This window comes from Thiorhodospira sibirica ATCC 700588, from assembly GCF_000227725.2.
Taxonomy (GTDB): Bacteria; Pseudomonadota; Gammaproteobacteria; order Ectothiorhodospirales; family Ectothiorhodospiraceae; genus Thiorhodospira; species Thiorhodospira sibirica.
The window spans coordinates 889176-907547 of sequence record NZ_MU255056.1 but is presented as its reverse complement, the minus strand read 5'-3'; the positions used below and the strand labels follow the sequence as shown (position 1 = coordinate 907547).

The window sequence follows — 18372 nt, the reverse complement described above, 5'->3', positions numbered from 1 at the left end:
AATACCGCCGGCTTAGATCAGATAACCAGCATATCCATAAAGGCATTGATTGAGGTATTGTGCAGCCGCTGCGGGTCTTTGCACAGGGCATAGATGCCCTCGGCCTGAGCCTTGGGGAAGCGGGTGCGCAGCGCGTCGCTGAACTTGCGCTCCAACACCGGAATGCCCTCGGCACGACGGCGACGATGGCCGATGGGGTACTCGATTTCTACCTTGTCCGTTGCGCTGCCATCTTTGAAAAACACCTGCACGGCATTGGCAATGGAGCGCTTGTCCGGATCGTGATATTCCTTGGAATAGCGCGGATCTTCGGTGACGCGCATCTTGCTGCGCAGCGCGTCGATACGCGGATCGGCGGCCACATCGTCTTCATAATGACGGGCGGTGAGGGCGCCATAGATCAACGGAACCGCGACCATGTACTGCAGGCAGTGGTCGCGGTCGGCAGGGTTATGCAGCGGACCATCTTTACTGATAATACGCACCGCAGATTCCTGCGTCGTCAGGGCGATGTAATCAATCTGCTCCAGACGATCCTTAACCTGATCATGCAGCTTAAGCGCACACTCTACCGCCGTCTGGGCATGGAATTCTGCCGGGAAGCTGATCTTAAACAGCACATGCTCCATCACATAGCTGCCAAAATCGCGCTGGAACTTGAATTTTTCGCCCTTGAACAACACATCATAAAAACCCCAGCGCGGCGCAGTTAGCACCGAAGGCAGGCCCATCTCGCCGCGCATCACCATCATCGCCAGGCGCACCCCACGGCTGGAGGCATCACCTGCCGCCCAGGATTTGCGTGAACCCGTATTAGGCGCATGACGGTAAGTCCGCATTGACTGCCCATCTACAAAGGCCTGCGACAATACATCAATCACTTGCGCCTTGGTGGCCCCAAGCATGTGCGCGGCCACCCCGGCAGAGGCCAGCTTCACCAGAATCACATGATCCAGACCGACGCGGTTAAAGCTGTTTTCCAGCGCCATCACACCCTGAATTTCATGCGCCTTGATCATATAAGTCAGCACATCGCGCATACTCAGCGGCGCCTGCCCTTGCGCCACGCGCACCCGGCTCAAATAATCAGCCAGCGCCAGAATCGCACCCAGATTATCCGAAGGATGGCCCCACTCTGCTGCCAGCCAGGTGTCGTTGAAATCCAGCCAGCGCACCAGCGCACCAATATCAAAAGCGGCCTTGACCGGATCGAGTACGAATTGCGTGCCCGGCACTTTAGCACCATGAGGTACTACTGTCCCTGGCACAATCGGCCCCAGATGCTTGGTGCATTCCGGGTATTGCAGTGCCAGCATGGCACAGCCCAATGAATCCATCAGGCAGTTGCGCGCCGTGTCAAACGCCTCCTCACTGTTGATCTGGGTGTCGCAGATATAATCTGCAATCGCCACTAATTCCTTATCAGGATCAGGACGGACATTGGCATCGGCAATATGTGTACCCATTGAATCATCGACTCCGTTGGTTAGAATATAAGTTAATAACAAAATCCCTGTATTTGCAGGCAAAACACCCTTAAATCGCTTTCCGTTGGCCTATTTTAACGGAAAGCGCAATGCCGTTACAAAAAGAGACGACGGGAAGCCGCCGCCACTTCGTGCCGCTCTGGTGAGCGGCGTTCCATAATGCCGGGCTGGTGCCCGGCGCTCCCAGCAAGGTCAAGACTAAAACGGGATGTCGTCGTCAAAATCCTCGGCAGCGGGGCGTTGTTGGTGTGGTGATGGCGGCGGTTGTTGGGGATAGCCGGGGGCTGGGGCGCTGGGTGCGCCTCCGCCGTAGGGGGCGTTGGTGTAGGCCGGTTGTTGCAGCGGGGCATTGGGGGGCTGGCGCGGGGCTGGTGCGGCGGCAGGGTAGGCTGGGGGTTCTGCATAGCCACCATAGGCGGGAGCAGCATGGGCGGACATGTGCGGGTGGTGGGCTGGGGCATGATGCGTCGGTGCTGTCGGGTGTGTGGGCGCGGCGGTGGGTGCATCAAAGCTGCTGGTGGCGGCGTTTTTGCTGTCGAGCATCTGCATGTCGTTGACAATGATCTCGGTGGTGTAGCGGTCTTGCCCGTCCTGGCCTTGCCATTTGCGCGTTTGCAGACGGCCTTCGATGTAGAGGTGTGCGCCTTTGCGCACGTATTGGGCGGTGATTTCGGCCACCTTGCCATAAAACACCAGGCGATGCCATTCGGTGCGTTCTTGCTGTTCACCGCTGTTTTTATCGCGCCAGCTTTCGCTGGTGGCAAGATTGACGTTGACCACGGCGCCTCCGCTGGGCATGTATTTGAGCTCAGGATCGGCGCCCAGGCGACCGATGAGGATGACTTTGTTAATGCCTCTGGCCATGTTGATGACTCCTATGGAAAAAATGTGGTTATTGTGAGTTTATATCCAGTACGCGATGCGCTGCATCAAGCGCCGGGCGGCGGGAATAAGCACCTGGCGCAGCGGCCAGGGTAAGGGGGCTGCACCCGCTTGCCACGCGCTTTGTCCGTGGCGGCGAGCCTCGGTTTTTATCTGTTCGAGCACGGCGCGGCTGGCGTGGTCATTGGCCGGGAGCTGTTGTAGTTGCTGTTCGAGCTGTTTTTCCAGATGGTGCTCATGCGCCTCAATACAGCCCAGGCTCCATTGTTCGCCAGCCTTGGCGCTCAATGCGCCGATGATAAAGGCACTGCCATACCACAGCGGGTTGCTGAGGCTGGGGCGTGCGTGCAGCTGGCGCAGGCGCTGCTGCGTCCAGCCCAGGTGATCGCCTTCTTCGCGGAGGTTGCGCGCCATATTGCGGCGAATCCGCGCCCGGCGCCCGGTAACGGCTTGCCCATGATACAGCCCCTGGCTGGCAATTTCTGTCGCATGATGTACGCGCAACAGGCGCACCGCTTGGCGCCGCTCGTGGCCGGATAGCGGCGCTGCGGATGCATTGTCTGCCGGATTAGGGCGCTGACAGGCCGGGATGTCGCTATACAGGGTGCGCAATCCCTGTTCAATGAGACTTAGGCATTGCTCCAGGCGGTTGTAGGTAGGCATGGCGTGGTTCCCGTATACAGGGTGTGTGTTCTGCGTTGGCGTATTGTCGCAACATCGTCGATAGCGGATTTATGCTGACTTGCTGTACCCATCGCGCAGTTTGTCCTCACGCGGCCAGGAGCGGATCACCGCCTGAATCAGGGTCGCCAAGGGGATTGCGAAAAAGACGCCCCATAATCCCCAGATTCCGCCAAATACAATCACCGCCGCGAGAATCGCCACCGGATGCAGGTTGACGACCTCGGAAAACAAGAGTGGCACAAGCACGTTGCCATCGAGGAATTGAATCACCGCATAGGCAACCAGCAGATAGACAAATTCACTGCCGATGCCCCATTGAAAATAGGCCACCAATGCCACTGGCAGCGTAACCACCGCCGCGCCAATGTAGGGAATAATCACCGAGATACCGACCAGAAAGGACAGCAACATGGCGTAATTCAGCCCAAAGAAGGCAAAGGTGATGAAGGTGACCGCCCAAACAATGAGGATTTCAATGAATTTGCCGCGCACATAGCTGCCGATTTTCATATTCACCTCGGCCCATACCTGATCGGCCAGCAGGCGGTCTTTGGGCATAAAGCTAAGCATCCAGGCGAGGATGGACTCTTTGTCCTTGAGCAGGAAAAACACCATCAACGGGACGATGATGATATAGACGATAAAGCTGACGATATGCACCACCGAAGACAGCGAGAGTGACACCACCCGCTGCCCCAGCAAGGCCGCCTCGGCACGAATCGCCCCCATCAGCTCACGCACCTGTTCCTCGGAGAAAAACTGCGGGTAATGTTCCGGCAGTTGCAGCAAGACCTGTTGCCCCTGGGCAATCATCAGCGGTAATTCGCGCACCAGCTGGGTGATCTGCTGGGTGATCAGCGGCAAGAGCAATACCAGCGCCATTACCGAGATGGTGAAAAAGAGCAAAAACACCACCAGCACCGCCACCAGGCGCGGCACACGAAAGCGTTGCAGCCGTTGTACCGGGTCTTCCAACAGATAGGCGATGATCAGCGCCGCCAGCAAAGGAGCAAGAATCTTGCCGGCAAAGATGATCACGGTAAAACCAAAGATTAGCAACAAGGCCAGAATCACGACCTGCGGGTCAGTGAAGTGGCGCTCATACCAATTACGTAACAGGCGAACCATTAAGCGTCCTCAACTAAACGCTGATAGTGGGTTTTAAAAATGACCTCCAGTTCGTCGATGACCTCAACCCGGTCGCGTCCCTGAATCAGGTGTTGGGCCATCAGGGCCGAGGTCTCGTTAAGCAGGGGGGCCTTGTCGAGCATGAAATAGGTGGCCGAGAGGCGTTTCATCGCCTGTACCACCGATTCCTCCGCCGGTCGCGGGATAGCTTGCGGCGCCGGGATGATGCGTTTGACCGGTTCTGGCGGCTGAGTGCTCAAAAATTTTGCAAAGCTTAACAGCGTTTGCTGTTGTTCGACGCTCAGACTGTTATGGATTTTAATGAGTTCGCGCTGAGATGCGCGGCGCGTGGGTAACAAAGGCATGAGCAAAATCCTGCGGTAACATGCGATTAAGATAATCGGGTCGCGGGGTTAAGAAAATGGCTTAAGCCTTTTGGATCGTCTGCTGCGCCAGCGGTTGCAGTATCAGTGCGTCCTGACTGACCTGCAGGCTGAGCTCTCCGGCCAGCCATTGACGAATCACACCGCCGACCAGGCGCGCCCGCCAGCCTTGATCCAGCGCAGTCTCTGTCTCGCCTTGTATCATCAGTTCCAGCTCATGACGACCGCCAATGGCCAGCGGGCTGATTTGATGCAGATGTGCCTGATGTTTGAGCAAGCCCATCGCCACCTCTACCAGGGCCTCTTGCGGGGGTTCCAGGCGAGTGCGCAGGCTAAGCTGCGGCCATTGTTCCTGGGGGAGTTGTTTGCCCTGGGCAATGGCATTTAACAAAGCCCCTTCATAGCGGCGCAGGCTGCCTTCATTCACTCCCCGGATGCGCGCCAGTTTTTCAGCGGTGTTGGGCTGCTGGCGCGCCATGTCCAGCAAAGGATCATCGGCAATGATCCAGCGCCGGGGGCGGTTGGCGCGCATCGCCTCGCTTTCCCGCCAGCTGGCCAGGCTGGCCAGCACCGCCAGTTGTGGGCCGCGCAGGGTTTGATGCCCCTTGATGCGCTTCCAGGCCTTCGCCGGTTGTGATTCATAGTGGCGTGCCTCGGAGAGTGCCGCAAAATCACTGGCCAGCCACTCCAGACGCCGGGTTTCACTCAGCTGTGTATGCATTAAGGGATACAGCTGCGCCAGATAGCGCACATCATCTTCGGCATAGCGCAGTTGCGCCGCGCTCAGGGGACGCTGTGACCAATCAGTACGGGTCATATCCTTGTCCAGCTCAACCCCTAACATCGCGCTCACCAGTTTGGCATACCCCGCTTGATCGCCATAGCCGAGCAAGGCCCCGGCCAGCTGGGTATCAAAAATGGGTGCCGGAACCCGGCCATCCAGGCAATAAAACAGCTCTAAATCCTGGCTTGCCGCATGCAAGACCTTGGTGATGGCAGGATTATGCAGACAGGCCAGAAACGGCGATAAATCGCTGATATGCAGGGGATCAATGCAGGCCACCTGTTGCGCGGTTGCCACCTGAATCAGACACAGTTTGGGGTAGTAGGTCTTTTCGCGGACGAATTCGGTGTCCAGGGCAAACCAGCGTTGCTGTTGCAGATGGGCGCACAGGGCCTCAAGCGCCTCGGCGCTGTCAATCAATTCAGCATGTTCCATAAATGGCGTGGATTCCTGGGTTGTCGGTTGGCAGGCGCATCGAAGCGCTGGCGTGTATCGCGGCTACGTCTGGGTGTTTAGGGATTGACAGGGCGTATCCCGCACCATCCTCTCCATGTCAGTGCGGGATACGGAAGGCATTGCAGGCAAAAATCAGAGATTTTCACGGTAAATCTGGATTTTTGCGCGTTGTTCCAGGCTTTCGAGCACCGCCTCAGCCTCCAGATTGGCGTACACATTTTGCAGCTGGTTGCGATAACGCGCCAGCGCAGCACTGTCTACCTGTCCGTCTTCGACCTGCTCAAGCACCAGCACCACCGCATCTCCATTATTCAGCGTGACCACATCGCTTTGTGGTTCAGTCTCAGGGTGCGGCAAGCTAAAGATGCGCTGCTTGAGTGTGCTGGCAATGTCAGGGGTATCGCGGCGCATATTGATGCTATACACCGCATCTCCGGGCACCGTGGCAAAGGCTTCGCTGACGGGCGTACTGGCGCGGATGGCCTGTAAAACCTCATCTGCGGCCTGTTGGGCCAGCGCGCTCATTTTTTCATCGGCCAGTTGGGCGCGAATCTCGTCTTGCACCTCCGCCAGTGGTCTGGGCGCACTGGGCTGATGTTCATGCACGCGCAGCACCACCGAGCGCCCATCAGGCAAATCAATCAGATCGCTGTTGCGCTGGTATTGCAAAACCTCAGCACTAAAGGCCGCCCGGCGAATCTCGGGATATGTCGCCAATTCATCCTCACCACCCTGGGCCGTCATCCAGTCGGTATAGGCAATCTCCAGCCCCGTGGCATCAGCGGCCGGTTCCAGGCTCAAGGGCTGCTCAAAGCTTTCCGTTAACAGCCGCTCGGTCAGCTCAATATACCGGCTTTCCACCTGACGCGAACGCAGATCGGTCATGATCTCATCGCGCACGGCTTCCAGCGGCTCACGTTGCGGCGCACGAATTTCTGTGACCTCAATCAACTGCCAGGTATTGCCAATTTGCACCGGCTGGCTGATGACCCCTTGGGGCAGGGTAAACGACACCACATCCAGGGCCGGGTCCATATCGCCCCGCGCTAAAAAGCCCAGATCACCGCCGCGAGACGCAGACACCGGGTCTTGTGACACGGCCTGCGCCACCTCGGCAAAGGATTCACCCGCCTCAATCCGGGCGCGGACGGCCTGAATCTGCGCCTGCGCATCGTCAGCCTGGGCACTGAGCACGATATGGCGGATACGCCGCTCCTCGGGACTGGCGAAGCGGTCAGTATGCTGCTCGTAATAGCGGCGCAAATCCTCTTCAGTGACCTCGCTATGTGCCTCCAGGTCTTGCGGGGCTAGCATCAGATAGGCCAGACGCAGCCGCTCGGGGCGCAAAAACCGCTGCCCATGCTGCTGATAATGGCGCTCGATGTCAGCCTCATCAATCTGCACCTGTTGGGCAAACTGCGCTGCCGCAATGGTGTGATAACTCACCCGTCGCGTCTGCTCACGCAAGCGCGCATATTCTTGCAAATCTGCCGAGGTTAAAAAGGCGGCATAACCCAAGGATTGCTCAACCTGCAAAAGCAGCAGCGAATAACGCACATCCGCCTCAAACTGTGCCTTGTTCAGACGCTGCTCGGCCAACACCCGCTGATAACGGGCGCTGTCAAACTGACCGTTTTCATGGAAAAACTCCATGGCGCGGATTTCCTCAGCCACCAGACGCGGACTGACCCCATAGCCGCGCTCCTGCGCAAGCTGTGCCAGTAACTCGCGGCGGATCAGGGTTTGCAAGGCATTATCCCGCAACTGCTGATCATCAATCAGCCCCGCCGGAATCCGCCCGCCAAACATCTCCGCCAGCTGGCGCCGTTGTTGCTGAAACTCCTGTTGATAGGCCCGTACCGGGATTTCCGTGCCATTGATCTCGGCCGCCACCAACGACCCCGCCCCGCCGAAATACTCATTTAAGCCCCACAGGGCAAAGGGAATGGCGATCAGGATGATGATGATATAGGCAAACCAGCCAGTGGCTTTATCTCTGATTTTTTGCAGCATGATGCTCTGGATCTACACGCGATGTGGTGAATGAAGGGGTTGGTTGACCGCACAGGCCTTGGTCTGCAGCCTGATAAATCGTGGGTTTATCTGAATGCAGGCCATTTTAGCACCGCCGTGGAATGCCTGCCATCCTGTTTGCCAGATACTCGCGAAGGCTTGCGCCAATCACGCCGATGAAGGGATACGGTGGGAAGAAACAGCCGAAAATGACAGCACATATACCGAGGATGGAGCGGGTGATGGGAATCGAACCCACGCCATCAGCTTGGGAAGCTGAGGTTCTACCATTGAACTACACCCGCAGACGAGGCGATCATGATAAGCGCATACCCCTACACAGATCAAGTATAGCCATGCCAAATCTGCCGTTGTCCTGATGTCGGCGGGGTTTTTAGGCGCATGAGGCGTCTGTGATGCGTTTTTAGTTTTGTTTGGGCAGTTTAAATTGCTGCATCAATTCGCGCAGGGTGGTGGACATCGCCACCAGTTCGACACTGATATCAGAGATCTGTTTGACCGAGTTGGCGTTGCGGCTGCTGGCGGTGGATATTTCACGCAGGGCAACAACGACTTGATTGCTCGCGGTTTTTTGCTGTTGCGTGGATAAAGAGATTTGCTGCGCGGCGCTGCTGGTGCGTCCGGCGGCATGGACCAGATCATCCAGGATACGGGCGGTATTTTCGCTGATGTCGCGGCTGGTGTTGATGGTGGCAACGCCTTTTTCCGAGGCGATGGTGAGGCGGCTGATGGCGCTTTGGATTTCCTGTACCTTGCTTTCGATTTCCCGGGTGGAATCGGTCACGCTATCGGCCAGACGGCGGATTTCCACCGCCACCACGGAAAACCGCTTACCCGCCTCGCCTGCACTGGAGGCTTCCAGCGCGGCATTAAAGGCAATCAGTTTGGTTTGGTCGGCGACGGTGGTAATGAAGTCCATCACCTTGCTGATCTGTTTGGATTGGGCGCTGAGCTGCGTGATTTCTTCCAGGCCGCGCTGATTATCGGCGCTGATGTCTTCGATGCTGCGCTGCAGGGCTTGCATGGCCTCAGAGCCTTTGCGGCTGCTGGCCAGGGTGTGGTTGGCAACATCGACCACCGCCCGCGAGTGATCCGCAATTTCGGTGGAGGAGGTGGACAGTTCTTCCATGGTGGAGGTGATTTCGGCCACCGATGAGGACATCTGTTCAACTGCGGCAGCCATGGATTGTTTGGCGCTTTGCTGTTCGTGGGTATTGCGCGCCATCAGACCGGCGGTGGTGGCGAGTTTTTCGGCACTGATGGTGAGCTGGTTGGCATTTTCCATCACCCGCCCGATCATCTGCACAAAGCGCATTTGCATGTGTTCCATCGCGGCAAGCAGGCTGCCTTCGTGGTGTGACTGAAGGACAATGCGGTAGCGAAAATCACCGTGTGCAATCTGCTCGACCACCTCTTGGGCATAGTGGGGTTCGCCGCCGAGCTGGCGTTGAATCATGCGATAGACCAAAAACAGCGAGCCCATCAGCGTCACCAGGGAAAAAAGCACCATGCCGATGACGATGTGATGGGCGGTGCTGGTCAAGGCCTGGGCCGTTTTTACCTCCTCTGAAGTGCGTGCATCCAGCAGGGCAAAAAACTTATCCACCGGCTGCATGATCTGCGCCTTAAAGAGATGATAATTTTCATCATGCAACAACTGCCGTGCAAATTCCGGGTTGGGCTTGCCTTCAACAATAAATCGACCCTGGCCATCATCGTATAAGCCCTTGATGGCATGCATGGCAATCTCTTCGGTATTGACCAAGGCATTGGAGTTGTTTTCCGCCTCACGCAACTTGGCAAATTCGGCAGCGCTAAAACCGGCACGACGCATCAGGCTTTGCAAAGGCACCATCGGACCATCGGCGTCTGGCACTTCCATCCCGGCGGCCACGAAATCCCAGTAAATACGCTCGTAGTTTTGCGGGCGGGGGGCGGTGCCATTGCGAATCGCCAGCACCTGGTGATACATCTGCTCATAGCGCGGGTCGCCGGTGACCACGTAGGTGCGGGCAAAGCGGGTCAGATCATCGGAGCTTTGGCGCAGTTCATTGGCCAACAGGTAGGACAGATAGCGGTTTTCGTAGACCTTGTTGAGCTGCGCCTGCGTCTGTGCGAGTTGACTGAGCGAAGCCAGCAGAATGATGGCAAGGATGCTCCACGCCAAGGCCAAGGCCACAAACAAAGACTTGACCGAGAGAATGCGAACGCCGAGGGTGTTTTGGGTGACTGTCATGAGCTCAGGGCTTTATCTGGTTTAGGTGTGGTGGCATATCGTGGGTAGCATCGTGCAGCGTCAGGGCCTGAAGATCCAGCAGCAGGCAGGGGGCAGCGCTTTCATCCAGCGCCAGTCCCTGGAGCGCCCTGATTTGCGTATGCCGTGTGATCAGGGCGGGCAAAGGTCTAAGCTGTTGCACGCAGAGGCTTTCCAGTATCACCGGTTCGCTGACTTCAAGCGCATAAGGCGGTGTGTTCTGGCCGATCAGCAGGGTGCGTCGGCAGGCGCCGGATGGCGCGGGCGGCAGACCCAACAGCGCCTCAATCGGCTGACTCTCGGGGATGCTGGTGTGCAATGCCTTCACATGACAGGCTTCCACGGCGCAGGAAAAGGTGCCGGCCTGAAAACGCACCACCCACAACAGCAGTGCGTCCTGGTGCTCATCATACGCGTCCATGTGCGGGTTCAGGCGTGGCCAGGTTTTGGGCAAACAGACGATCCACATCCAGCAGGCTGACCACCTGTGATCCCATGCTGAATTGCCCTAAAAGCAGCGGGCGCAAGTGTTCGGGGGCGGCGTGCGGCGGGGCCTGGATGCTGTTTTCGATGATATCTGTGACTTCTTCCACACGATCTACGCGAATCCCGCTGCGGATCTGTTCCCCTTGGGCGAGCAGGATGCGTGATGCCTTGGGCTGCGGGGTCGGCGGATAGCCCCATAGGCTGCGCAGATTGAGCACGGACTCGATATCCCCGCGCACGTTAATCACGCCTTCAAGGCTGGGCGGGCAGCCGGGCAGGAAAAAGACCGTGCTATGCGCGAGAATTTCCTTGATCTGTTCGCCATAAAAGGCGAACCAGTCGTCTTCAAGCAAAAAAATCACCAGCTTCACCGTGGGCAGATCGACATTCACCACATCGGCGCGTCCCTGGTGATGGGCCGCAAGCATTTCATTAAGACGGGGAGTCGTCTCCATGGCTAATCCTGCTGTCTAAAGCTTTGATTGTCTGCGATTAAAACCCGGTTGCGTCCGGTGCGTTTGGCTTCATAAAGCGCCCGGTCCGCGTTTTCGCGCAGCTGATCGCTGCTGGAAGAATCCGGAAAACAGGCAATCCCGGCGCTAAACGAGCAGGAAAATTCGTGTTCATCGGCGTGAAAGGTGATCTTGGAAAAATCCTCGCGCAGGGTATCGATGATGCTAAAGGCGCTGTCTTCATTGGCATCTTGCAAGATCACGACAAATTCCTCGCCGCCATAGCGCCCCACCGTATCGGAATTGCGCAGGCGCTGCTGCAGCAAGCGCGCCAAGGCCACCAGCACCTGATCGCCCACGGCATGGCCATAGGTATCATTAACCAGCTTGAACAGATCCACGTCGATCATCACAAAGCACAGGCGCTTGTGGTCACGGCGGGTATTGGCCAGTGCCGTTTCCAGATATTGCGACATAAACGAGTGATTAAACAGCCCGGTCAGGCCATCGCGGATCATCAATCCTTGCAGGGTGCGGGTACGTTCGGCGCGAATGGCGACGGCATTGACCAGATCCTCGGGCTGGATCGGTTTGGTCAGAAAGCCTTCAGCGCCGACGCGCAGCGCCGAGGTTTGCTTGTTTTTGTTGGTCTCGCTGGATAAAAACACAATCGGCAGGCTGACAAATTCGGGTACCTGGCGGATCAGTTGCGCCAGTTCACGCCCTGAACAGATCGGCATGTACATATCCATCAACACCAGATCGGGTTTGAAATCTGCAAGCGTGCTCAAGATCAGGCTGGTATCGTTGAGGATGCGCGTTTGCATCCCCACCTGCTCAAGGATGAAGCTATGGTACGCCGCTGCCTGGGCCTCATCGTCAATCACCAGAATGCGGTAAGGTTCCGGCTCACGGTTGGCGGTTAGTGAATCCAGAATTTCAACAATATCGATGGCTTTAAGCGGCTTGACAAAATAGGCCTCGCCTCCGGCCTTGACCGCCCGCAGGCGGGCATCAAAATCATTGCGCGCCGAGACAAACACCACCGGCGGCGGGGTGCGGATTTCCCGACGCAGGGCGGCAATCAACTCAGTACCGGTGGCGGCCCCATTGGGAAAGACAATATCCATGATCACCGCTGCCGGTTGCGCCGCCAGCACCGCCGCCCGCAGCCCCTCAGGCGTGGTAAACACGCTCACCGAAAAACCAAAACAGGCCAGCTGTGCGCTGAGCTGCTGGGCGTCCCACTCATCATCGTCACAGACGTAAATCTTTTTTTTGTTCTGGTTGGTAAAGCTGCTTTTGCTCTCAATCTCAAAGCTGGGCAGGCGCGTTACTCCATGATCTTCGTCTTCTGCGTGCTCCTGCTGCAGGCGCTCCAGGCGCGCAATACACGCCAACAGCGCCTCGACGTTGCTACCTATGGCCTCGTCCGTTGCTGCAAAAACCTCCGCACAGCAGTGCTGGATATCCAGCACCAGATGCTCGCCAATCCCGCCTTCCTGACTGATCTGCATCAGGCCCAGCGAGGCCGAGGTGCCTTTGATGCCATGAAATAAACGAAACAGATCCGCGCTTAAAGCATCGCGTTCGCGGGCAGGCTGGGACGGCGTGGCGTGTGGTGCTTGCGTCAACAGCGCACACAGTTGACGGGCTTCGCTCAAAGTCCTGGGCAGACCTTCGATGAAGGTGCGCCGTAACTGCTTGACTTTGTCGCGTAGTAACGGGGACTTTTGTACGGTTGAGGGGCTGTTCACACCGGATACCTGAGAATCATAGGAAAAGACGCTCCAGGGATTGTATCAAGGTAACATCCAGATCAAAATCCTTTTTAAGACAATCACTCAAGCCCGGCTCGCTGTCTTTGAGGGCGGTTGGATCATCGCCGGTCAACAACATAAAGGGGGTGTCAATACCCTGACTTTGCAGGGTATGAAATAGCTCTATCCCGCTGATTAACGGCATATTCATGTCCGAAATAATCAGATCAAAGGCAGATGCCGACTCAATCGCCTCGATGGCTTCCATGCCATTGCCGACCTGTATGACGACATGGCCGGCATCTTCTAAAATGGCAGCAATCATTTCCGCCGCAATGGGATCATCATCAACGACCAGGATCTTCATTCGTGTATACGGGCCCCTGCTTCATCAAGGTGTGGGCAGCATGCCGCATCGTGTTATACCGGGGCACGCTGTCCTGTCCCGCTCCTCCGTCAGTGTGGGTGGATATATCTGGCCATCAGGCCAATAAATACCTGATGGCGGTGGATAGGCGCTGACCGAATAAGGCGCAGTGCGCGCTCAGGCAGGGCAACACCCTAGCGCGCAATCGCCCGGTTCGTCCAGTCGCTGACCTGTTGAATCGGTGTGTGCGCCCGCACATCGTCAATGGGGATGACTGGCGCCAGGCGCGGCGGCAGGTAGGTGTTGCTGGGCTGATAACCCAGTTCTGGCATCAGCTTTTGCCCGGCGCGTTCCCGCACCAGACGGCTGACCAGGCTATCCGGCTCGCTGAGATCACCATAATGACGGGCATGGGCCGGACAGGTGATGACGCAGGCCGGCTGGCGATCCAGCTCTGGCAGGGCGGCGTCATAGATGCGGTCAATGCACAGGGTGCATTTTTTCATCACCCCATCGACCCGATCCAGCTCCCGCGCCCCATAGGGACAGGCCCAGGCGCAGTAATTGCAGCCCATACACTTATCTTGATCCACCAGCACAATGCCATCCTCGGCACGCTTGTAAGAAGCCCCGGTAGGGCACACCTGCACACAGTCGGGCTGTTCACAGTGCATACACGACATCGGCAAATTGATGGTTTTGTTATGCGGGAAGCGATCAAGCTCATAGTGACGCACGCGGTTAAACCAGACTCCGCTGGGATCGGCACCGTAGGGTGCATCATCGGTCAGCGGCCCGGTAGCGCCGGAGGTGTTCCATTGTTTACAGGCCAGCGCACAGGCATGACAGCCCACGCAGGTATCCAGATCAATCACCAGCCCAAGTTGCATCGGTGTATCCTCACAATCAGTCAGCGCCGAGGCGCCGAAGGTCAAGTCATGACTTGAGCGGCGCAGCGCCTGAACCCAAGCACGGATCGAAGTGCGTCAGTGCGCCGCCTTGCGTCTTCATGCCGCTCGGGTGCGCGGCGTTCCATAGCCCAAGGCGACACTCAGGATTTTTTAAACCATCCCAGCACCTTGCCCAGCAAGCCGCCGCTGTGCTGGGTGCTGTCTTTGTCCGCCTGCGCATTGGCCTGCAAGCGGGCCTGCTCGGTGGCCTCCTGGGCCTGCCAGGCCGTTTGCAGTGTCTGCCATTGCGCCTCATCGACATCCAGACACCACAGGCGCAGAAAACGATCCGCTCCGCCAGAGATCAAAAAACGCATATCCTGACTCAAGGCTACGCCATAGACATCTTTGGCATGAGCCTCGAACTGTTGCAAAGGCTGACCGCTGTGCGCGTCCCAGACAATAATGGTCTTATCGGCACTGCCAGAGATGATATAGCGACTGTCCGGGGTGTAGATGGCTGACCAGGAGGGGTAGGTATGTTTGACCATTTCCCGCTTCAGACTACGGCTGGTGAGATCCCACACGCCCACACTGCCATCGACGTTGCTGATCAACAGATCAGCGCCATCCTGGCTGTAGAGAATCCCGTTAATCCCGTTGGTATCAACCCCCATGCGCGAGCCGGTTTCCTCGCCGCTGGCCACATCCCAAAACGATACGGTGCAATCACGGCTGCCGGCGGCCAGTTGCGTACCGTCCGGGCTGAAAGCAACACTTTTGATATATTGCGGATGCGCATCTTCGAGAAAATGCACGCGCTCACCCGTGGCCACGTCCCAAATGCAAATGCTGCCGTCTTCGCTGCCCGAGGCCAGCAAGGTGCCATCCGGGCTGAAACTGACACCGTAAACCAGGCTGGTGTGGGCACTGCCTGACCAGCGCTCCTGCCCGGTGGCGACATCCCACATGCGCACTGTGGTATCGGTGCTACCCGAGGCCAGCAATGTTCCATCGGGACTGAAGGCAACGATATACACCCGATCCGTGTGCGCCGGAATGTCATGCAGCAGGCCACCGTTTTGCAGGTCCCACAGTTTGACGTGATGATCCCAGCTACCGGTTGCCGCGATGCGCGCATCCGGGCTTAGGGCAATGCTATACACGGTATCCAGGGCGACTTCGCGGTGTAATACCCGTGACGTGTTAAACTGCATGTAAACCTCACAGATTCAGTAAAAAGTGAAACGCACGGCCAGACGCGATTGCGTTCATGTACCGTACGCCAAGAAAACCGGATTATCCAAAGACTCAAAAGTATACCGCAATGACCGCCGTTGTACGCACGCCCCTCCCCGCATTGACCGCACACCCCGCCCGGCTGGTGATTTTGGACCGGGATGGCGTGATCAATCATGATTCCGATGCCTATATCAAGTCCGTGGCCGAATGGGTGCCGATCCCTGGAAGCCTTGAGGCCATCGTGCGCTTATCACAGGCCGGCTTTCGCGTGGTGATTGCCACCAATCAGTCCGGAGTGGCCCGTGGCCTGCTATCCCTGCATACCTTGCATGAAATACATGCCACGCTGCAACAAATGATTGCTACAATGGGCGGCCAGATTGCGGGTATTTTTTATTGTCCGCACGGGCCACAGACGGGATGTCGCTGTCGCAAGCCGCTACCCGGCCTGTTTGAGCAGATTCAGGCCCACTTTGCGGTGAATCTGCACGGCGTGGCGGCGGTTGGCGATGCCCTGCGGGATCTGCAATGTGCGGCCGCCATGCACTGCCAGCCGATTCTGGTACGCACCGGCAAAGGCCAGCAGACCTTAGCGCGTCTAGGTGGAGCGCCGAGTTGTACTCGGCTGGTTTTTAATCCGTGTCCCGACGAACCGAGTACAACTCGGCGCTCCGCCCGCGTCTTTGATGATCTGGCTGCTGTGGCGGATGAGCTCCTTCATGCCGCTTTGGTGAGCGGCGTTCCATAGGCCTAAACAATACAGTCAGGCCACCCTGTCACGGCACACCGCAGGTTCTGCCGATAAACCCTACGATTGATTGCATACCCATGAGCCGTTTGATTGAAATCCATCCGATCACCCCACAGGCCCGCCTGATTCAACAGGCCGTAGAGGTCATCAACGCTGGCGGGATCATTGCCTACCCCACCGACTCCAGCTACGCCCTGGGCTGCGCCATTGGCAACAAGGCCGGCATGGAACGCATCCGCCGCCTGCGCCAGCTCAACGACAGCCATCATTTTACCTTGGTATGTCGTGATTTATCCGAAATCTCGACCTATGCCAAAGTCACCAACAGCGCCTACCGGTTGCTTAAAGCCCTCACCCCTGGGCCATATACCTTCCTGCTCAAAGCCACTCACGAAGTTCCGCGCCGCCTGCAACACCCCAAGCGCAAAACTGTCGGTCTGCGGATTCCCGACAACCCGATCACGCTGGCCCTGCTCGACGCTCTCGGTCAACCCATCAGCAGCAGCACCCTGAAATTGCCGCATGACGACCTCCCGTTGATCGAACCCTACGAATTCAAAGAACGTCTGGGGACGCAAGTGGAACTGATCATTGACGGCGGGGGATGCGGGGTCGAACCAACGACCGTGATAGACCTTGTGGGCGAGGTTCCCGACGTCATCCGCCAGGGCAAAGGACAGGTAGACTGGCTGGAACTGGACTAAAGCAAATCCGCCGCCATGACGCAATGAGTGCCCGGCATTACCCCTTAACGGTTGATAGCTATAGTGCAGGCTGATGACACTCAGCGCAGCAATACCCAGACAAAATAGTAAAAATATCAGCAGACTCTGTCGGCGCGTGGGGTTTTTCATTAAAGCCATTCCAGTTTTTGGAAATTCGTGGGGTGGCTTCATTCTTTGCAAAAGGTGGCGATGGTTGCCGTCCTATTTCGCTCGCTGCCACCTGGGGATGCCTCTTGCATTCGCCCTGCGGTATCTGGAAGATGCCGCCACTATCCGGGTTATGGTATATTCCAGCCGGTCATTTCTCTGTTGGTCAAGGATCTCTGCCCAGGGGTGGAGCTTGTGAGCTTTACCCTACGCCTGGGTTGAACGCTGACCTTCCCGAAAACAGCGGAGCAGCAAAACACTGCAGGCTAACAGACACAGCATGGAAAATCATTGAACCGCTGCGTTCGGGTCTTCCTGCTTGCCCGCATTTTGTAATTCCTGATGAAGTTTTCTTGATATCTATTTTTAAATAGATATCACATCATAAATGATATGTTGTTTTATGATATCCAGGCCTTGAATTTTTTGCGCTCATCTGCGGTCAAAACCGCGCCTGTAATCGTTGATATTTTTTGAACCGATATACGCACACATTGCCCCTACCAAGAGGACTGATCTTTGATTCGGCAACGCACCCTGAAAATTACCATCCGTGCCACCGGCGTTGGTCTACATACCGGAGAAAAGATTTACTTGGGTCTAAGCCCTGCGCCGGTCAATACCGGGGTTGTGTTCCGACGGGTTGATCTGGATCCGCCGGTGGCCATCAAGGCCTGTCCCGAACATGTCGGCGATACGCGCTTATCCACCTCATTGATCAAAGACGGGGTGCGCATTTCCACGGTGGAGCATCTGTTATCCGCGATTGCCGGGCTGGGCATTGATAATGTGTATGTCGATGTCAGCGCGCCGGAGGTACCGATCATGGATGGTAGCGCCGGTCCCTTTGTTTTCCTGATTCAGTCGGCAGGCATCGTGGAACAAAACGCGCCAAAGCAATTTATTCGCATCAAGCGCCGGGTGAAAGTGGAAAGTGGCGATAAATGGGCGTGTCTGGAGCCGTTTAATGGCTTCAAGGTGGGCTTTTCCATCGATTTTCAGCATCCCTTGTTTCATCGGGGCACGCAAAGCGCCGAGCTGGATTTTTCCACCACCTCTTTTGTCAAGGAAGTCAGCCGGGCGCGCACCTTTGGTTTTATGCGCGATATCGAGAGCCTGCGCAAAAATCAGTTGGCCTTAGGCGGAAGTCTGGACAATGCCGTGGTGCTGGATGAGTTTCGCATTCTTAACGAAGATGGTTTGCGTTATGAAGATGAGCTGGTCAAGCACAAGATTCTGGATGCCATCGGTGATCTGTATCTGCTGGGTCATACCTTGATTGGCGCCTTTCAGGGCTATAAATCCGGCCATGCACTGAATAATCAACTGATACGCACCTTGCTCGCCCAAGAAGATGCCTGGGAGCTGGTCAGTTTTGACACCCGTGGCGGGGCTGAGCCTGCACCCATTGCCTACATTCAACCGGTTTCGGCCTATTAGGTCCTTTCCTTTGCCCTTCG

General features: G+C 56.9%; 17 protein-coding genes and 1 tRNA gene. 3 read left to right on the top strand and 15 right to left on the bottom strand.

What is annotated here, in order from left to right; all coding sequences use genetic code 11:
• Window positions 1–17 precede the first annotated feature (17 nt).
• From THISIDRAFT_RS04350 to THISIDRAFT_RS04280, 15 genes are all read right to left on the bottom strand, one after another.
• Complete coding sequence (locus tag THISIDRAFT_RS04350) at window positions 18–1466, bottom strand: bifunctional 2-methylcitrate dehydratase/aconitate hydratase (protein ID WP_006786837.1); 1449 nt, start codon at window positions 1464–1466, stop codon at window positions 18–20.
• Window positions 1467–1685: 219 nt separating this feature from the next.
• On the bottom strand, window positions 1686–2351 hold the full coding sequence (gene ssb / locus THISIDRAFT_RS04345) for a single-stranded DNA-binding protein (RefSeq protein ID WP_006786838.1): 666 nt from the start codon (window positions 2349–2351) through the stop codon (window positions 1686–1688).
• Window positions 2352–2390: 39 nt separating this feature from the next.
• Window positions 2391–3032, bottom strand: a complete 642-nt coding sequence (gene coq7, locus THISIDRAFT_RS04340; protein ID WP_006786839.1) for a 2-polyprenyl-3-methyl-6-methoxy-1,4-benzoquinone monooxygenase — start codon at window positions 3030–3032, stop codon at window positions 2391–2393.
• Window positions 3033–3101: 69 nt separating this feature from the next.
• A complete protein-coding gene (locus tag THISIDRAFT_RS04335) occupies window positions 3102–4181 on the bottom strand; it encodes an AI-2E family transporter (protein WP_006786840.1) in 1080 nt (359 codons plus the stop codon).
• Window positions 4181–4546 carry a hypothetical protein gene (locus THISIDRAFT_RS04330; protein ID WP_006786841.1) on the bottom strand — a complete coding sequence of 122 codons (366 nt, stop codon included), beginning with the start codon at window positions 4544–4546 and terminating at the stop codon, window positions 4181–4183. The genes THISIDRAFT_RS04335 and THISIDRAFT_RS04330 overlap by 1 nt, the downstream gene beginning before the upstream one ends.
• A gap of 61 nt (window positions 4547–4607) precedes the next feature.
• Window positions 4608–5783 carry a ribonuclease D gene (rnd, locus tag THISIDRAFT_RS04325; protein WP_006786842.1) on the bottom strand — a complete coding sequence of 392 codons (1176 nt, stop codon included), beginning with the start codon at window positions 5781–5783 and terminating at the stop codon, window positions 4608–4610.
• A gap of 153 nt (window positions 5784–5936) precedes the next feature.
• Window positions 5937–7817: a SurA N-terminal domain-containing protein gene (locus THISIDRAFT_RS04320; RefSeq protein WP_006786843.1), complete on the bottom strand. Its 1881-nt coding sequence runs from the start codon at window positions 7815–7817 to the stop codon at window positions 5937–5939.
• 231 nt (window positions 7818–8048) lie between these two features.
• Window positions 8049–8122, bottom strand: a tRNA-Gly gene (locus THISIDRAFT_RS04315).
• A 119-nt stretch (window positions 8123–8241) separates the two neighbouring features.
• Window positions 8242–10074, bottom strand: coding sequence for a methyl-accepting chemotaxis protein (locus THISIDRAFT_RS04310; RefSeq protein WP_006786844.1), 1833 nt, complete (start codon window positions 10072–10074; stop codon window positions 8242–8244).
• Window positions 10075–10078: 4 nt separating this feature from the next.
• Window positions 10079–10513, bottom strand: a complete 435-nt coding sequence (locus THISIDRAFT_RS04305) for a hypothetical protein (RefSeq protein WP_040851786.1) — start codon at window positions 10511–10513, stop codon at window positions 10079–10081.
• Entirely contained in the window at window positions 10500–11033 is a 534-nt protein-coding gene (locus THISIDRAFT_RS04300; RefSeq protein ID WP_006786846.1) for a chemotaxis protein CheW, read from the bottom strand. The genes THISIDRAFT_RS04305 and THISIDRAFT_RS04300 overlap by 14 nt, the downstream gene beginning before the upstream one ends.
• 2 nt (window positions 11034–11035) lie before the next feature.
• On the bottom strand, window positions 11036–12787 hold the full coding sequence (locus tag THISIDRAFT_RS04295) for a diguanylate cyclase (RefSeq protein WP_006786847.1): 1752 nt from the start codon (window positions 12785–12787) through the stop codon (window positions 11036–11038).
• A 16-nt stretch (window positions 12788–12803) separates the two neighbouring features.
• A complete protein-coding gene (locus THISIDRAFT_RS04290; RefSeq protein WP_006786848.1) occupies window positions 12804–13157 on the bottom strand; it encodes a response regulator in 354 nt (117 codons plus the stop codon).
• Window positions 13158–13351: 194 nt separating this feature from the next.
• Window positions 13352–14047 (bottom strand): 4Fe-4S dicluster domain-containing protein, encoded by a 696-nt coding sequence (locus tag THISIDRAFT_RS04285; protein WP_006786849.1) that lies wholly within the window; start codon window positions 14045–14047, stop codon window positions 13352–13354.
• A gap of 161 nt (window positions 14048–14208) precedes the next feature.
• A complete protein-coding gene (locus THISIDRAFT_RS04280; protein WP_006786850.1) occupies window positions 14209–15264 on the bottom strand; it encodes a WD40 repeat domain-containing protein in 1056 nt (351 codons plus the stop codon).
• A 110-nt stretch (window positions 15265–15374) separates the two neighbouring features.
• Between THISIDRAFT_RS04280 and gmhB the strand changes: the two genes are divergently transcribed.
• The 3 genes from gmhB (at window position 15375) to lpxC (ending at window position 18352) form a co-directional block, all read left to right on the top strand.
• Entirely contained in the window at window positions 15375–16037 is a 663-nt protein-coding gene (gene gmhB / locus THISIDRAFT_RS04275; protein WP_006786851.1) for a D-glycero-beta-D-manno-heptose 1,7-bisphosphate 7-phosphatase, read from the top strand.
• 80 nt (window positions 16038–16117) lie between these two features.
• Window positions 16118–16744, top strand: a complete 627-nt coding sequence (locus THISIDRAFT_RS04270; RefSeq protein WP_006786852.1) for an L-threonylcarbamoyladenylate synthase — start codon at window positions 16118–16120, stop codon at window positions 16742–16744.
• A gap of 687 nt (window positions 16745–17431) precedes the next feature.
• Window positions 17432–18352: a UDP-3-O-acyl-N-acetylglucosamine deacetylase gene (gene lpxC, locus THISIDRAFT_RS04265; RefSeq protein WP_006786853.1), complete on the top strand. Its 921-nt coding sequence runs from the start codon at window positions 17432–17434 to the stop codon at window positions 18350–18352.
• The last annotated feature ends 20 nt before the right edge of the window (window positions 18353–18372 follow it).

Excerpts from the sequence above, each read along its gene's own strand:
- THISIDRAFT_RS04270 (WP_006786852.1), top strand. The coding sequence starts at position 16,118 with ATGAGCCGTTTGATTGAAATCCATCCGATCACCCCACAGGCCCGCCTG.
- THISIDRAFT_RS04320 (WP_006786843.1), bottom strand. The coding sequence starts at position 7,817 with ATGCTGCAAAAAATCAGAGATAAAGCCACTGGCTGGTTTGCCTATATC.
- THISIDRAFT_RS04310 (WP_006786844.1), bottom strand. The coding sequence starts at position 10,074 with ATGACAGTCACCCAAAACACCCTCGGCGTTCGCATTCTCTCGGTCAAG.
- THISIDRAFT_RS04285 (WP_006786849.1), bottom strand. The coding sequence starts at position 14,047 with ATGCAACTTGGGCTGGTGATTGATCTGGATACCTGCGTGGGCTGTCAT.
- THISIDRAFT_RS04330 (WP_006786841.1), bottom strand. The coding sequence starts at position 4,546 with ATGCCTTTGTTACCCACGCGCCGCGCATCTCAGCGCGAACTCATTAAA.
- coq7 (WP_006786839.1), bottom strand. The coding sequence starts at position 3,032 with ATGCCTACCTACAACCGCCTGGAGCAATGCCTAAGTCTCATTGAACAG.
- THISIDRAFT_RS04335 (WP_006786840.1), bottom strand. The coding sequence starts at position 4,181 with ATGGTTCGCCTGTTACGTAATTGGTATGAGCGCCACTTCACTGACCCG.
- THISIDRAFT_RS04305 (WP_040851786.1), bottom strand. The coding sequence starts at position 10,513 with ATGGACGCGTATGATGAGCACCAGGACGCACTGCTGTTGTGGGTGGTG.
- gmhB (WP_006786851.1), top strand. The coding sequence starts at position 15,375 with ATGACCGCCGTTGTACGCACGCCCCTCCCCGCATTGACCGCACACCCC.
- rnd (WP_006786842.1), bottom strand. The coding sequence starts at position 5,783 with ATGGAACATGCTGAATTGATTGACAGCGCCGAGGCGCTTGAGGCCCTG.
- ssb (WP_006786838.1), bottom strand. The coding sequence starts at position 2,351 with ATGGCCAGAGGCATTAACAAAGTCATCCTCATCGGTCGCCTGGGCGCC.
- THISIDRAFT_RS04280 (WP_006786850.1), bottom strand. The coding sequence starts at position 15,264 with ATGCAGTTTAACACGTCACGGGTATTACACCGCGAAGTCGCCCTGGAT.
- THISIDRAFT_RS04300 (WP_006786846.1), bottom strand. The coding sequence starts at position 11,033 with ATGGAGACGACTCCCCGTCTTAATGAAATGCTTGCGGCCCATCACCAG.
- THISIDRAFT_RS04350 (WP_006786837.1), bottom strand. The coding sequence starts at position 1,466 with ATGGGTACACATATTGCCGATGCCAATGTCCGTCCTGATCCTGATAAG.
- THISIDRAFT_RS04290 (WP_006786848.1), bottom strand. The coding sequence starts at position 13,157 with ATGAAGATCCTGGTCGTTGATGATGATCCCATTGCGGCGGAAATGATT.